This is a genomic window from Mesorhizobium sp. Cs1299R1N3 (assembly GCF_037179625.1).
GTDB lineage: Bacteria > Pseudomonadota > Alphaproteobacteria > Rhizobiales > Rhizobiaceae > Mesorhizobium > Mesorhizobium salmacidum.
The window spans coordinates 319,014-333,231 of the sequence record NZ_JAPYKQ010000003.1 but is presented as its reverse complement, the minus strand read 5'-3'; the positions used below and the strand labels follow the sequence as shown (position 1 = coordinate 333,231).

The window sequence follows — 14,218 nt, the reverse complement described above, 5'->3', positions numbered from 1 at the left end:
CTGCCGCTAGAGAATCCCGCCGCGGGCGCCCATGATGGAAAACGTGGCCCGTTCAACCGGTCCAAGGGGATGAAAATCCCGTCTCAGGGTCGGCATATTTGGTTCGAACATCCCCATGACCGCTGAACTATCCGCCGGCGCCACCGATCGCGCCGATGTGTCGGCCAGAGCCTTGCTCCTGCTGCCGCTGACCGTTGCCTGCGGCGTGTTCATGACCAGCCTCGACCAGAATGTCGTGGTGACGGCGCTGCCGGGCATCAGCGAAAGCCTTGGCCGTCCGCCCAGCCAGCTCGGCCTGCTGATCACCGTCTACGTCGCCAGCCTGATCATCTCGATGCCGCTCGGCGGCTGGGCCGCCGACCGTTTCGGCCTGCGCAATGTCTATTGCTTTGCCCTGCTGGTGTTTGCCGCTTCATCGGCCCTGTGCGGGCTGTCGAACGACATCTGGATGCTGGTCGGCGCCCGCGCGCTGCAGGGCTTCGGTGGCGCTCTGATGGGCACGCTCGGCCAGGTCGTGATCCTGTCGACCTTCCCGCGAAGCCGGACCTTGAAGATCAACATGTATATCTCACTGGCCGGGCAGTCCGGGCCGCTGGTCGGTCCGCTCGTCGGCGGCGCATTGACCACCTACATCTCCTGGCGCTGGATCTTCTTCATCAACGTGCCGTTCGCGCTCGCGGCGGCTATTCTTGCCGCCTCACTGTTTCCGACAATGACCAAGCCGGTGCGCACGCGGTTCGATTTTCCAGGCTTTGTGCTGGTCGGCGGCGGCATGGTCCTGCTGGTCTTCGGCATGGACTCGCTCGCGGCGAAAGACGCCGCCGGCAGCATGATCGCCGCCGAGCTTGCGCTGGCGCTCATCATCCTGACGGCCGCCTCCTTCTACTGCCTGCGCGTGCGCAATCCCCTGCTCGATCTCAAGCTCCTGCGCATCCGCACCTTCCGCATCTCCTTTCTTACCGGCGGCGGGCTCGACACGATCGGTCTCAGCTCCGTCGTCTTCCTGCTGCCGCTGATGTTCCAGCTCGGCTTCGGCATGAGCGCGGTGCAGGCGGGATCGCTGACCTTCGTGGCGGCGGTCGGTTCGGTGGGTATGCGTGTCTTCATGCCACGCGTCCTCAACCGTTTCGGTTTTCGCCGCGTGCTGGTCTTCAACACACCCGTTGTTGCCGCCATGGTCGCGGGCTTCGCCTTGATGCAGGCAACGACTCCGGTCTGGATCACGCTCACCTACATCTTCATCTTTGGCGTCTTTCGCTCGGTGCAATGGGCTTCGACCGGCAACCTCGCCTATTCCGACATCGCGCCCGAACAACTCGCCCGCTTCAGCGCGCTCTACTATATCCTCTGGCAGCTGGCGGTCGCGATCAGCGTCGGCCTGGCGGCTGCGATGCTGTCGTTTCTCGCCGGCGGCGGGCCGGCCGCCGCCAGCGATTTCCGAATCCTGTTCGTGATCGAGGGCATCATCACGCTCTGCGCGCTGCTCGCCTATCTCAAGCTGACGCCGCGGGACGGCGCCCATGTCAGCGGCCACGGCGCGCACATGAATACGGAATAGCGGGGCTGCGCCGGACGAACCTATTCGCTGAACGTCACCCATTCCTCGAGCGGCTCACGGTCGGTGCGGAAGGCGTTCTCGGGCTTGGAAGTGTCTTCATAGCCGAGCGCCATGCCGCAGACGACGATCTCCTCGTCGGGAATGTCGAGCACCGGCCGGATCTGCCGGTGATAGGGCGCGAAGGCCGCTTGCGGACAGCTATGCAGACCCCTGCCCCGCGCCGCGACCATGATGTTCTGCAGGAACATGCCATAGTCGATCCACGAACCCTGGTTGAGCCGGCGGTCGATGGTGAAGATCATGCCGACCGGCGCGTCGAAGAAGACGAAGTTGCGGTCGTGCTGGGCGCGCATCTTGTCGACTTCCCGGCGGCCGATGCCGAGCGCGCCGTAGAGGCCGAACCCGTTGGCACGGCGGCGGGTGAGATAAGGCTCGAAGAACTGGGTGGGATAATAGCGGTATTCGTCCCAGTCGGCTTTTTCCGCGCGGATGCCGGAATTCATGATGGCATCCGTGATCCGCTGCTTGGTCCCGCCCTTGGTGACATAGACCCGCCAGGGCTGCATGTTGGTGCCGGAAGGAGCCCGCGCCGCAACACTCAATATGTCACGGATTGTCTCGTCGTCGACCATGTCGGGCAGAAATGCGCGCACCGAACGGCGCGACATGATCGCATCGTCGACGATCTCGGCATCAACCGCGATTCGAGCCTTCTTTTCCAGCATGGGCCGTCCCTTAGCCATTGTGTCGATCGGACGTCCCCATTCGCCGCTCGCGGCGGAGCCTTTGCATGAACCGTCAAAATCCTGCAAGCAAATCTTGAGCATTGGTGAAAATCTACTTGATTTTTTCATGAGCTTCATTTCTCATGAAATTCGACTGCAATTTTTCATGAAGTGAGCGATTTGGCCTCCCCTACCGCACGAACATTACAGGGAGCTGACGAACGAGTCCTGGCCGGCGATATCAGGGCCTTGCGCCGGGTGCGCGGGCTGACGCTGGCCGAGATCGCGCTGAAACTCGGCCGGTCGGTCGGCTGGGTCAGCCAGGTCGAGCGCGGCCTGTCGACGCCATCGCTCAGTGACCTCAGGGCCTTCGCCGAGTTGTTCGGCGTGCCGATCAGCCTGTTCTTCAGCCATGACGTGCCCGTGGAAAGCGAGCGCGGCGTGGTGGTGCGCGCCGGCAAGCGTCGCACGCTTGGCACCAGCGAATCCGGCCTGGTGGAGGAACTTCTGTCACCGGACCTCGGTGGTAGCTTCGAGATGGTGCGGTCGGTCTTCGCGCCGGGCGCGGAGTTGAAGAGCGAGGCCCGCCGGCCGACCGAGGAGGCCGGATACATCGCGTCCGGGCAGTTCGACATCGAAATAGCCGGGGTCTGGCACCGGCTTGGCGAAGGCGACTCCTTCCGCTTCGAAGGCAAGCCTTACCGCTGGCGCAATCCGGGTAGCGAGCCGGCGGTCGTCATCTGGGTGGTTTCGCCACCGGTCTATTGAGTGCATGTCGCCCAAACCGTGGAGCGGTTTTGGGACACGACATGCATCAAACAAAAATAGAGCGCGGCGCGCTTGAAGATTGGGAGAAGAACATGGCGGGTTTGCCGAGCATGGCGCGCGTGGTGATCATCGGAGGTGGCGTTGTCGGAACCTCCTCGCTCTATCATCTGGCCAAGGCCGGCTGGACCGACTGCGTGCTCCTGGAAAAGAACGAGCTGACCTCGGGCTCGACCTGGCATGCTGCCGGCAATGTGCCGACCTTCTCCTCCTCCTGGTCGCTGATGAACATGCAGCGCTATTCGACCGAGCTCTATCGTGGGCTCGCCGACGCGGTCGACTATCCCATGAACTACCATGTCACCGGCTCGCTCAGGCTCGCCCACTCCAACGAGCGCATGCAGGAATTCCAGCGCGCCAAGGGCATGGGCCGCCACCAGGGCATGGACATAGATGTGGTCGGGCTCGACGAGATCAAGCGCCGCTACCCCTTCCTCGAAACGCACGAGTTGAAGGGCGCGCTCTACGATCCGAGCGACGGCGACATCGACCCGGCACAGTTGACGCAGGCGCTGGCTAAAGGCGCGCGCGACATGGGCGCCAGGATCATCCGCTTCTGCCCCGTCACCGGCGTGCGACGCGAGAAGGACGAATGGGTGGTCGTAACGGCGCAAGGCGAGATCCGCTGCGAGATCGTCGTCAATGCAGCCGGCTACCGCGCCGCCGAAGTCGGCAGGATGTTCGGCCGCGACGTGCCGATGATGGTGATGAGCCACCAGTACATACTGTTCGAGGAAATCCCCGAACTCGCCGCCTGGTCGAAGGAACAGGGCAAGAAGCTGCCGCTGCTGCGCGACGTCGACACCTCATACTATTTGCGCCAGGAAAAGGCCGGGATGAATCTTGGCCCCTATGAGCGCAATTGCCGCGCGCATTGGGCCACCCACAACGACCCCATGCCGGAGGACTTTTCCTTCCAGCTCTTCCCCGACGATCTCGACCGGCTGGAGCATTACTTGGCCGATGCGGTTGCCCGCGTGCCGATCCTGGGCACCGCTGGACTCTCCAAGGTCATCAACGGCCCGATCCCTTATGCGCCGGACGGCAATCCGCTGATCGGTCCGATGCCGGGCGTTCCCAACGCCTTCGAGGCTTGCGTCTTCACCTTTGGCATCGCCCAGGGCGGCGGCGCCGGCAAGGTGCTGGCCGAATGGGTGACGCAAGGCCGGACCGAATGGGACATGTGGTCCTGCGATCCGCGCCGCTTCACCTCCTTTGCTTCCGCGCCGGACTATTGCGTGGCCAAGGGCATGGAAATCTATGGCAACGAATACGCCATCCAGTTCCCGCGTCACGCCTGGCCGGAAGGACGTGACAGAAAACTGTCGCCGATCCACGATCGCATCAAGGCGTTCGGCGCCCGCTTCGATGCCTATAATGGCTGGGAGCGCGCTATCTGGTACGCGCAGGACGGCGACGACGTCTCCGAGCAAGCCACGTTGACCTTCCGCCGCGACGGACCCTGGCAGCAGCGCGTCCGCGAAGAGTGCCTGGCCGTGCGTGACGCCGCGGGCATCCTCGACCTGCCCGGCTTCTCGCGCTTCAACCTCAAGGGCCCAGGTGCCGCCGAGTGGTTGAGCCAGCAAGTGACCGGCCTGGTGCCGAAGCCTGGCCGCATCGGCCTCGTCTATTTCTCCGACGACAAGGGCCGCATCGTCACCGAAATGTCGGTGGTACGCCATGGCGAGGAATCCATGACGCTGATCACCGCGGCGGTGGCGCAGTGGCATGACTTCGAATGGCTGAAATCGCACATGCCCGGGGATGCGGCGTTCAAGCTGATCGACCGGACGGAGGAATTCTCCACGCAGATCCTGGCGGGCCCCAATTCGCGAAAAATCCTTGCCGACGTCTGTGAGGCCGACCTGACCCTGCCATGGCTGACCCATCAGGAGACCAGGATTGCCGGCCGCTGGGCCAAGCTGGTCCGTGTCTCCTTCGCCGGCGAGCTCGGCTGGGAGATCCACACCAGGGTCGACGACACCGCCGCTATCTTCGATGCGATCTGCGCCGCCGGGCAGAATCATGGGTTGAAGCCGTTCGGCATGTACGCGCTGGATTCGCTGCGTCTGGAAAAGGGCTACCGCACCTGGAAGGGCGACCTGTCGACGGACTACTCGATCCTGCAGGGCGGGCTGGAGCGTTTCGTAAAATGGGAAAAGCCCGACTTCCGTGGCAAGTCGGCGCTCCAGAACGAGAAACAGCAAGGCGTGAAGAAACGCTTCGTCACGCTGGTGGTCGAAAATCCCGGCGATTGCGACGCGCCTTACATGTCGACGCTCTGGCATGACGGCCAGATCGTCGGCGAGACGACATCGGGGGGCTGGGGCCATCGCGTCGACAAGTCGATCGCGCTCGGCATGCTGCGCGCCGACCTGACCGAAGCCGGTACCGCCGTCGAGGTCGAAATCTTCGGCGATCGCTTCAAGGCCGTCGTGCAGCAGGACGAGCCCTTGTGGGATCCCAGGAACGAAAGGCTGCGGGCATGAAAAACGTTATCCTCACCGATGGCGGCATGGGTCAGGAGCTGGTGCGGCGCAGCAAGTCCGAGCCGACGCCGCTGTGGTCGGCCAGGGTGCTGATAGACGAACCGGACCTCGTGCGCGGCCTGCATGCCGAATTCATCCGCGCCGGCGCCCGCGTCATCACCATAAACACCTATTCGGCGACGCCCGAACGCTTGGCGCGCGAAGGTGCGGAAGACCTGTTCAAGCCATTGCAGAAGCGTGGCATCGACCTGGCCAGGCAAGCGCGCGACGAGGCCGGCGATGCGGCCATCGCCGGCTGCCTGTCGCCGCTTTTCGGCAGTTACGCGCCGGCGCTGACCATCTCCTACCAGGACACGCTCGACATCTACCGCCGTATCGTCGCCGAGCAGGCGGACGGCATCGACCTCTTCCTGTGCGAGACCATGGCGTCATCAGAGGAAGCGCGGGCGGCGGTCACCGCAGCATCGGAAAGCGGCAAGCCTGTCTGGGTGTCATGGACGCTGGCCGATCACGGCACGCCACGCTTGCGCAGTGGCGAGACGATTGCGTCGGCGGCGGAGGCGCTTGGCGATCTGCCGGTGGCGGCGCGGCTGCTCAACTGCTGCCGCCCGGAAGCGATCGCGGCGGCCTTGCCGGAACTGATCGAACTGGGCGGCCCAGTCGGCGCCTATGCCAATGGCTTCACCTCCACCGAAGCGCTCAAGCATGGCGGCACGGTGGATGTACTGCATGCCCGCCACGACCTCGGTCCGGACGCTTATGCCGAACAGGCTGTCGGCTGGGTGGAAGCGGGTGCGGACATCGTCGGCGGTTGCTGCGAGGTCGGTCCTGCCCATATCGCCGCCTTGCGCGACCGGCTGCAACGGAACGGCTACGCGATCTCGGGAGTCTCACATGCCTAGACCATCATCGCGCATTATCGGCATCGTGCCATCGGGCAAGGACGGCTGGGAGGTTCATTTCGCCGCCTGGAACCGCAAGGAAGCCGGCGAGGACATCATCATGCTGTCGGCCGGCGACCATGATTTCGACACGCCTTCGGAAACGATCGAAGCTTGTGTGGTAGCGGTCCGTGGCAGCAACCATCACTACACGCCGCTGCCAGGCCTGCCGCGCCTGCGAAAGGCGATGGCGGCGGCCTCCAGCGCCTGCACCGGCGTCGAGACGATGCCGGAAGAGGTCATCGCCACGCCAGGCGGCCAGGCCGCACTTTACGCGGCCGTGCAGGCTGTTCTCGACCCCGGCGACCACGCCATCGTCGTCGCCCCCTACTATGCCACCTATCCCAACACCTTCAGTGCGGCGGGTGCGAGTTTCACCGTCGTCGAGACACCGGCCGAGGATGGTTTCCAACCCCGCGCCGACATGATCCGCGCGGCACTCAAGCCCAACACGCGCGCCATATTGATCAACACGCCGAACAACCCGACCGGTGCGGTCTATTCGCGCGAGCGGCTGGAACAATTGGCCGAGGTTTGCCGCGAGCATGACCTGTGGCTGCTGTCCGACGAGGTCTACTGGACGCTGGGCGGCGGCGAGCACATCTCGCCGCGCTCGCTGCCAGGCATGGCCGAGCGCACGCTGGTCATCAATTCCATGTCCAAGAGCCACGGCATGACCGGCTGGCGCATGGGCTGGCTGACCGGTCCTGAGAAAATGATCACATTGCTGATCAACCTCAACCTGGTGACGACCTACGGCTTGCCCGCCTTCATCTCGATCGCTTGCACCGAGGCGCTGGAGCAGAACTATGGCGTCAAGGACATCGCCGAACGCTACGCTGCACGCCGCACCGTCCTGCTCGATGCGGTACACGGAATGAACGATGTCACCGTGCGCGGTTCCGAAGGCGGCATGTATGTCATGCTCGACATTTCGGCTGTCGAACCCGACGACGAGAAATTCGCCTTCGCCTTCCTCGACAAGGAGAAGGTCGGCGTCATGCCGGGCTCGAGTTTCGGCGAAGCCGCAGCCGGCCATATCAGAATCAGCCTGTGCCAGCCCGAGCCCGTATTGCAGGAAGCAGCCACGCGGCTGCGCCGTTTCGTTTCCAGCTACCGCCGCGAGGCCGCATGACCGCCAGGATCCTTCCCACCAAAGCGCGGGCCGTCATCATCGGCGGCGGCGTCTCCGGCTGCTCGGTCGCCTACCATCTGGCCAAGCTCGGTTGGACCGACATCGTGCTTTTGGAGCGCAAGCAGCTGACCTCGGGCACGACATGGCATGCCGCCGGCCTGATCGGCCAGTTGCGCGGTTCGCAGAACATGACCCGGCTGGCGAAATATTCGGCCGATCTCTACGTCAAGCTGGAAGCCGAGACCGAGGTCGGCACCGGCATGCGCCAGGTCGGCTCGATCACCGTGGCGCTGACCGAGGAGCGCAAGCACGAGATCTACCGGCAGGCGTCGCTCGCCCGCGCCTTCGACGTCGACGTGCGCGAGATTTCTCCCAACGAAGTCAAGGAGATGTACCCGCATCTCAACGTCTCCGACGTGGTCGGCGCCGTGCATCTGCCGCTCGACGGCCAGTGCGACCCCGCCAACATCGCCATGGCATTGGCCAAGGGTGCGCGTCAGCGCGGCGCCACCATCGCCGAGAATGTGAAGGTCACAAGGATCCATACGAAAAATGGCCGCGTCTCCGGCGTGTCCTGGGCGCAAGGCGAAGACCAAGGCACGATCGAAACCGACATCGTCATCAACTGCGCCGGCATGTGGGCACGCGACCTCGGCGCCCGGAACGGCGTGAACATCCCGCTGCACGCCTGCGAGCACTTTTATCTCGTCACCGAGCCGATCCCCGGCCTCGGCCGGCTGCCGGTGCTGCGCGTGCCGGACGAGTGCGCCTACTACAAGGAAGACGCCGGCAAGATGATGCTCGGCGCCTTCGAACCGGTGGCGAAGCCATGGGGCATGGATGGCATTCGCGAGGATTTCTGCTTCGATCAGTTGCCCGAGGATATGGACCATTTCGAGCCGATCCTCGAAATGGGCGTCAACCGCATGCCGATGCTGGCCACCGCCGGCATCCACACTTTCTTCAACGGCCCTGAAAGCTTCACTCCCGATGACCGCTACTATCTCGGCGAGGCGCCGGAGCTGCGCGGCTACTGGATGGCAACCGGCTACAATTCCATCGGCATCGTCTCGTCCGGCGGCGCCGGCATGGCGCTGGCGCAGTGGATCAACGATGGCGAAGCGCCGTTCGACCTCTGGGAAGTCGACATCCGCCGCACCCAGCCGTTTCAGAAGAACCGCCGCTATCTCAAGGAGCGCGTTTCCGAAACGCTCGGCCTGCTCTATGCCGACCATTTCCCCTACCGCCAGATGGCGACATCGCGTGGTGTGCGCCGCTCGCCCCTGCATGAGCATCTGAAGGCGCGTGGCGCCGTGTTCGGCGAAGTCGCCGGCTGGGAGCGCGCCAACTGGTTCGCGCGCGAAGGACAGGAACGCGAATATCGCTATTCCTGGAAGCGGCAGAACTGGTTCGACAACCAGCGCGAGGAACATCTGGCCGTCCGCAACAAGGTCGGCCTGTTCGACATGACCTCGTTCGGCAAGATCCGCGTCGAGGGCCGCGATGCCTGTGCCTTCCTGCAAAAGCTCTGCGCCAACGACATGGACGTGGCGCCGGGCAAGATCATCTATACCCAGATGCTCAACCAGCGCGGCGGCATCGAGAGCGACCTCACCGTGTCGCGGCTTTCGGATACGGCCTATTTCCTCGTCGTGCCGGGCGCCACGCTGCAGCGCGACCTCGCCTGGCTGCGCCGGCATGCCGGCGAGCAGTTCGTGGTCATCACCGATGTCACCGCGGCCGAGAGCGTGCTCTGCGTGATGGGCCCGGATGCGCGCAAACTGATCCAGAAGGTCAGCCCCAACGACTTCTCCAACGAGAACAACCCGTTCGGCACCTTCCAGGAGATCGAAATCGGCATGGGCCTCGCCCGGGCGCATCGCGTCACCTATGTCGGCGAACTCGGCTGGGAGCTTTATGTCTCGAGCGACCAGGCCGCCCATGTCTTCGAGGCGATCGACGATGCCGGCGCGGATGTCGGGCTGAAGCTGTGCGGGTTGCACACGCTGGATTCCTGCCGCATCGAAAAAGCTTTCCGCCATTTCGGCCATGACATCACCGATGAAGACAACGTGCTGGAGGCGGGCCTCGGCTTCGCGGTGAAGACGGCTAAGGGCGATTTCATCGGCCGAGATGCCGTGTTGAAGAAGAAGGAAGCCGGACTGGACCGCCGTCTGGTCCAGTTCCGGCTGAAGGATACGCAGCCGCTGCTCTTCCACAACGAGGCGATCCTGCGCGACGGCAAGATCGTCGGTCCGATCACCTCGGGCAACTATGGTCACCATCTCGGCGGGGCGATCGGGCTGGGCTATGTGCCTTGCCAGGGCGAGAGCGAGGCAGATGTGCTGGCCTCGACCTACGAAATCGAAATCGCCGGCGAGCGGTTTGCGGCGGAGGCATCGCTGAAGCCGATGTATGATCCGAAGGCGGAACGAACGAAGATGTAGCGCGGCACTTTTTCCCTTCTCCCCTTGCGGGAGAAGGTGGATCGGCGCGTAGCGCCGAGACGGTTGAGGGGTGTTCCAGCGGAGTGAGACGTCGGTGTTCCCTGGAACACCCCTCATCCGACCTCGCTTCGCGAGGCCACCTTCTCCCACAAGGGGAGAAGGCAAGTCCCGCGCTTAAAACCGCTCCAGCTTCGCCCTCACCTTCACCAGAAACGCCGCCCTCGTCGTCGGCGTCGAGGCATCCATCAAATAATGCGCCAGGAAGAACGTCTTGCAGCGTCTGGCGCATAGCGCCCGCATGCCGCGCAGCAAGGTCTTGCGTCCGGGTTGGCCGACGACGACGCTCCACCAGGTCGGCGCACCGCAGGTGGTGATGACGCCGACCTTGGTCACATGCGTCATCAGCGACTTGATCCCTCCCTTGCCAGCCGGCAGCTTGAAAGCGATGTCGGTCGCCCACACCCGGTCGAGCCAGCCCTTCAACATCGCCGGCAGCCCGTACCACCAGGTCGGATAGACGAACAGGATCGCCTCGGCCCAGTTGAGCAGTTCGAAATGCGGCTTCAGCGCCGGATCCCGCGGCGCCTGATCGTTGTAGGAACGCCGCTCCTCGCAGCTCATCACCGGATCGAACTTTTCCGCATAAAGGTCGAGCAGCCGCACGTCCCAGCCTCGCCGCGTCAGCACATCCACGGCGGTATCGCGGACCGCGGCGCAAAAACTCTCCGGCACCGGATGGCAGTAGACGACGAGCACCCGCATCAGAACGCATCCACGCTGGCCGCGACCTTCGCCATGAAGGACTTCCGCGTCTCGTCGGTCGACAGGTTCATCGAATAGTGGGCGAGATAGGAGACCGGAGCGCCGGGCTTGATCGTGGCGCGCAGCATGCGCTTCACAACCTTGCGCGGCGGGTCGCCCATCAGCATGGCGCGGAATCGGCTGCCGCCATAGGTGGTGACGGCCGTCAGCTTGCGGATGTTGTGTAGCGTCGGCTGCACTTTGCCATCGATAAGCTTGAACGACACGCCGGGCAGGAAGACGCGGTCGAAAAACCCTTTCAGGATCGCCGGATAGCCGTAATTCCATACCGGAAACGACAGCACCAGAGCCTCGGCTGCCTGTAGCCTCTGAATGTAGCCGGTAACCGCATCGCCTGGTCCACGCTGGTCGTGATAGCCGAGCCGCTCGGCCCGCGTCAGCCGCGGGTCGAAGTCCTCGGTATAGAGGTCGCAGTCATCGACCATATGTCCCGCCGCCGTCAGCCGCTCGACGATCATCCGGTGCAGGCCGGCATTGAAGCTGGTCTCGACCGGATGGGCGTAGAGGACGAGGATGTTCATGGGAGGACATCCCGCAGGTCTTGGCGCCAACGCTTCATCGTTATCAGCCTGCCTTTTGCAGCCCCTTGAACAGAAAAGTCCGGCCCGAACGATAATCATAGTCCGGGTTTTCCCAGGCGATCATCTTGCCGGGGTTGAGCAGGCCTTGCGGGTCGGTCTCACGCTTGAAGGCGAGTTGCACCGCGTCCGTCTGCTTCATGCCGCCCTCTTCCAGCGTGTAGCGGTGCGGGTTGAAGATCGGGCAGCCATTGTCCTCGTGCAGGCGGATGATCTCGTTGAGCCGCGCCTCGGTGGTGAAGTTGACCAGTGGCAGGCCAAAGCAGGTGATGTTGCCGTCCAGCCGCACGAATTCGAGATGCGAGAACATCTCGCCGGGAAACATCGCATCCATTTTCTCGACCAGCGCCAGCTGGTTGGGAAAGGGATAGAGCGACTGCAGATAGGTGATCGCTGGGTCGACGCGCAGCGCCCTGAGCGTGGTGTGGTTCCAGGCCAATTCATAGGCCGGCGGCAGGCCCTTTTTCTCCTCCGGCGCGGCAAGGGCGGCGTTGAAGATCACTTCGCCCCCAGCGCGGCGCGTAAAGGCAAGGAAGGCGTCCAGCCCATGCTGCGCCACCATGACGACGCAGATGCTTTGGCCTTGCCTGAAAAATTTCTGGTGGCGCTTGAAATAGAGCTGCGGCACGGGTGCTGCGATCGGCGTGATCAGCTTGGTCAGGATGCCATCCTGGCAGGCCAGCGCGTTGCCATAGCGGGCCGCATCCATGAAAGCGTCGAAGCCGACGATGACGTCGATCCACTCATAGGCTGCCGTCAGCGGCATCTCGACCTCTGATATGATGCCATTGGTGCCATAGGCATGGGTCACCTTGTGCAGGTCTTCGCCTGTCAGATCGAGCACCCTCGGCTCGGCCTCCATCGTCACCACGCGCAAGCGCAGCACATTGCCGAAATCGCGCAATCCGCCGAAATTGATCGAGCCGACGCCGCCAGAACCGCCGGCGATGAAGCCGCCGATCGAAGCGGTGTTGTAGGTGGAGGGCGACAGCCTCAATTCCTGTCCGGAATGCGCCCGTGTCGCCTTGTCGATGTCGGCCAGGATCGCGCCGGGTCCGGTCACCACGCGGCCTGGGCCGATCGACTTGATTTCGTTCATCTCCGCAAGATTGAGCACCACGCCTCCCGACAGGGGCATCGCCTGGCCGTAATTGCCAGTGCCGCTGCCGCGAGGCGTCACCGGCACGCCATGGCGGTGACAGGCGGCAAGCACGCGGATCAGCTCGGCTTCGGTCTTCGGCGTCACGATCAGGTCGCCGGTGACATGGTCGAGCTGCTGTTTCAGAACCGGGCTGTACCAGTAGAAGTCGCGGCTCTTCTGCTGGACGATGGCCGGATTGTCGTCGAGCTTTATCCCGTCGAGATCGCGTTTCAGCGCCGAAACATCCATCATTCCACCATCAACTCGTCGAGGTCGGCATAGTCGGGCAATTGCCGGTCGATCGCGCGTCCCGCGCGCACGACGATGCGATCCGATTCGGGCCGCGACAGCAATTCCGTCCAGCTCCGACCTTTGAACAGCACGAAGTCGGCATCGCCTCCGGCGGCAAGCATGCCGAAGCCATCGAGCCGCATCACCTTGGCCGGCGTCGCGGTGACCGCCTGCGGCCAGTCGGCGACCGGATGATCGAAGTGCAGGATACGTGTCGCCATGCGGTAGACCTCCAGCATGTCGAGATCGCCATAGGCATAGAAGGGATCGCGCGTGTTGTCTGAAGCGACGGCCACCGGAATGCCCCTCGCCTTCATCTCGTGCAGCAGCGTCACGCCACGCCAGCGCGGTGTGGTTTGATCAGCGCGACGATCTTGCAAATAGAGATTGCACATCGGCAGCGACACGATTGCGAGCCCGGCCTTCGCCACTTTGTCCAGCGTGTCCAGCACCTCGAGATCCGGCTGCCGCGCCAGCGAGCAGCAATGGCCAACGAGGATTTTTCCCTCGAAGCCGTTCCACAGCGCCGCCTCGGCGATCTTCTTCAGCGAGATTGCGGCGACATCGTCGGTCTCGTCGGCATGGAAATCGAGGTCGAGCCCATGCTTGATCGCTTGCGCGAAAACGTGGTCGAGCAGCTCTTCCAGGTCTGGCACCATATAGGTGACGACGCCAAGCACGCCCTTGGCGGCGGCCACGCGTTTCGCCAGCCTGTCGAACCATTTTTTGTCGCGCACGCCCTCGATGCCAAGCAGGCAGGCACCCTGCAATTCGATGCGGCCCCGCCATGCCTCGCGCATCGTCTCGAACACCGGCCAGGAGATTTCCTCCTGCGGCGCGACGCTGTCGATATGAGTTCTGAGCGCCCGGGTGCCATGCGCGTAGGCCGAGCGCAGCGAGAAATCCATGCGGCGCGCCACATCCTCGGCGCTCCAGCGGGCAGTGCGGTCGGCGCCCGTAGCGTTCAGAGCGCCCATGAACGTACCGTCGGGATTGGGCTTTCGCGGCCAGATATGGCCCTTGTCGATATGCGTGTGGCAGTCGACGAAACACGGCAGCACGACACGGCCGCCAAGGTCGATGGCGCCGGCCGATACCTTCGATGCGGCATGCGCAGCGGCGATGCTGGAAATCTTGCCGCCCGCGACGGTGATGTCGGTCAGCGCAAAACCATCTCTGTCGAAAGCCGCGGCAAGGCCCGGCGTCAGCGACGCGTGAAGTCGGACATTGGCGAGGTGATAGGGACCGGAGGTTGGTATCAAGGCA

11 protein-coding genes are annotated in these 14,218 nt (G+C 63.7%); 6 read left to right on the top strand and 5 right to left on the bottom strand.

Annotated features, from left to right (window positions below; genetic code table 11):
• The first annotated feature begins 115 nt into the window (after positions 1 to 115).
• Entirely contained in the window at positions 116 to 1,558 is a 1,443-nt protein-coding gene (locus O7B34_RS10135) for an MFS transporter (RefSeq protein WP_337145935.1), read from the top strand.
• Positions 1,559 to 1,578: 20 nt separating this feature from the next.
• On the opposite strand, the gene O7B34_RS10130 is transcribed toward O7B34_RS10135, so the two are convergent.
• Positions 1,579 to 2,283 carry a nitroreductase gene (locus tag O7B34_RS10130; RefSeq protein ID WP_337145933.1) on the bottom strand — a complete coding sequence of 235 codons (705 nt, stop codon included), beginning with the start codon at positions 2,281 to 2,283 and terminating at the stop codon, positions 1,579 to 1,581.
• Positions 2,284 to 2,454: 171 nt separating this feature from the next.
• On the opposite strand from O7B34_RS10130, the gene O7B34_RS10125 reads away from it, so the two are divergent.
• The 5 genes from O7B34_RS10125 to O7B34_RS10105 all read left to right on the top strand — a co-directional run bounded on the left by O7B34_RS10125 (position 2,455) and on the right by O7B34_RS10105 (position 10,120).
• Entirely contained in the window at positions 2,455 to 3,051 is a 597-nt protein-coding gene (locus tag O7B34_RS10125; protein WP_027145869.1) for a helix-turn-helix domain-containing protein, read from the top strand.
• 92 nt (positions 3,052 to 3,143) lie between these two features.
• Entirely contained in the window at positions 3,144 to 5,597 is a 2,454-nt protein-coding gene (locus tag O7B34_RS10120; RefSeq protein ID WP_337146128.1) for a GcvT family protein, read from the top strand.
• Positions 5,594 to 6,499: a homocysteine S-methyltransferase family protein gene (locus tag O7B34_RS10115; protein WP_337145931.1), complete on the top strand. Its 906-nt coding sequence runs from the start codon at positions 5,594 to 5,596 to the stop codon at positions 6,497 to 6,499. Before O7B34_RS10120 ends, O7B34_RS10115 begins: the two co-directional genes overlap by 4 nt.
• Positions 6,492 to 7,673 (top strand): pyridoxal phosphate-dependent aminotransferase, encoded by a 1,182-nt coding sequence (locus O7B34_RS10110; protein ID WP_337141725.1) that lies wholly within the window; start codon positions 6,492 to 6,494, stop codon positions 7,671 to 7,673. The genes O7B34_RS10115 and O7B34_RS10110 overlap by 8 nt, the downstream gene beginning before the upstream one ends.
• Positions 7,670 to 10,120, top strand: a complete 2,451-nt coding sequence (locus tag O7B34_RS10105; RefSeq protein ID WP_337145929.1) for a GcvT family protein — start codon at positions 7,670 to 7,672, stop codon at positions 10,118 to 10,120. Before O7B34_RS10110 ends, O7B34_RS10105 begins: the two co-directional genes overlap by 4 nt.
• Positions 10,121 to 10,294: 174 nt before the next feature.
• Here the strand turns inward: O7B34_RS10105 and O7B34_RS10100 are convergent, their stop codons facing one another.
• From O7B34_RS10100 to O7B34_RS10085, 4 genes are read right to left on the bottom strand one after another with little or no spacing between them, the layout of a single operon-like run.
• Positions 10,295 to 10,882 (bottom strand): NAD(P)H-dependent oxidoreductase, encoded by a 588-nt coding sequence (locus tag O7B34_RS10100; protein ID WP_337141723.1) that lies wholly within the window; start codon positions 10,880 to 10,882, stop codon positions 10,295 to 10,297.
• Positions 10,882 to 11,463 (bottom strand): NAD(P)H-dependent oxidoreductase, encoded by a 582-nt coding sequence (locus O7B34_RS10095; RefSeq protein WP_337141722.1) that lies wholly within the window; start codon positions 11,461 to 11,463, stop codon positions 10,882 to 10,884. Before O7B34_RS10095 ends, O7B34_RS10100 begins: the two co-directional genes overlap by 1 nt.
• A gap of 43 nt (positions 11,464 to 11,506) precedes the next feature.
• Positions 11,507 to 12,910, bottom strand: coding sequence for an FAD-binding oxidoreductase (locus tag O7B34_RS10090; protein WP_337146127.1), 1,404 nt, complete (start codon positions 12,908 to 12,910; stop codon positions 11,507 to 11,509).
• Positions 12,910 to 14,214 (bottom strand): cytosine deaminase, encoded by a 1,305-nt coding sequence (locus O7B34_RS10085; RefSeq protein WP_337145927.1) that lies wholly within the window; start codon positions 14,212 to 14,214, stop codon positions 12,910 to 12,912. Before O7B34_RS10085 ends, O7B34_RS10090 begins: the two co-directional genes overlap by 1 nt.
• Positions 14,215 to 14,218 lie beyond the last annotated feature (4 nt).

Bases quoted from the DNA above. Each gene is read 5' to 3' on its own strand.
- O7B34_RS10135 (WP_337145935.1), top strand. From the start codon at position 116: ATGACCGCTGAACTATCCGCCGGCGCCACCGATCGCGCCGATGTGTCG.
- O7B34_RS10130 (WP_337145933.1), bottom strand. From the start codon at position 2,283: ATGCTGGAAAAGAAGGCTCGAATCGCGGTTGATGCCGAGATCGTCGAC.
- O7B34_RS10120 (WP_337146128.1), top strand. From the start codon at position 3,144: ATGGCGGGTTTGCCGAGCATGGCGCGCGTGGTGATCATCGGAGGTGGC.
- O7B34_RS10115 (WP_337145931.1), top strand. From the start codon at position 5,594: ATGAAAAACGTTATCCTCACCGATGGCGGCATGGGTCAGGAGCTGGTG.
- O7B34_RS10110 (WP_337141725.1), top strand. From the start codon at position 6,492: ATGCCTAGACCATCATCGCGCATTATCGGCATCGTGCCATCGGGCAAG.
- O7B34_RS10105 (WP_337145929.1), top strand. From the start codon at position 7,670: ATGACCGCCAGGATCCTTCCCACCAAAGCGCGGGCCGTCATCATCGGC.
- O7B34_RS10100 (WP_337141723.1), bottom strand. From the start codon at position 10,882: ATGCGGGTGCTCGTCGTCTACTGCCATCCGGTGCCGGAGAGTTTTTGC.
- O7B34_RS10095 (WP_337141722.1), bottom strand. From the start codon at position 11,463: ATGAACATCCTCGTCCTCTACGCCCATCCGGTCGAGACCAGCTTCAAT.
- O7B34_RS10090 (WP_337146127.1), bottom strand. From the start codon at position 12,910: ATGGATGTTTCGGCGCTGAAACGCGATCTCGACGGGATAAAGCTCGAC.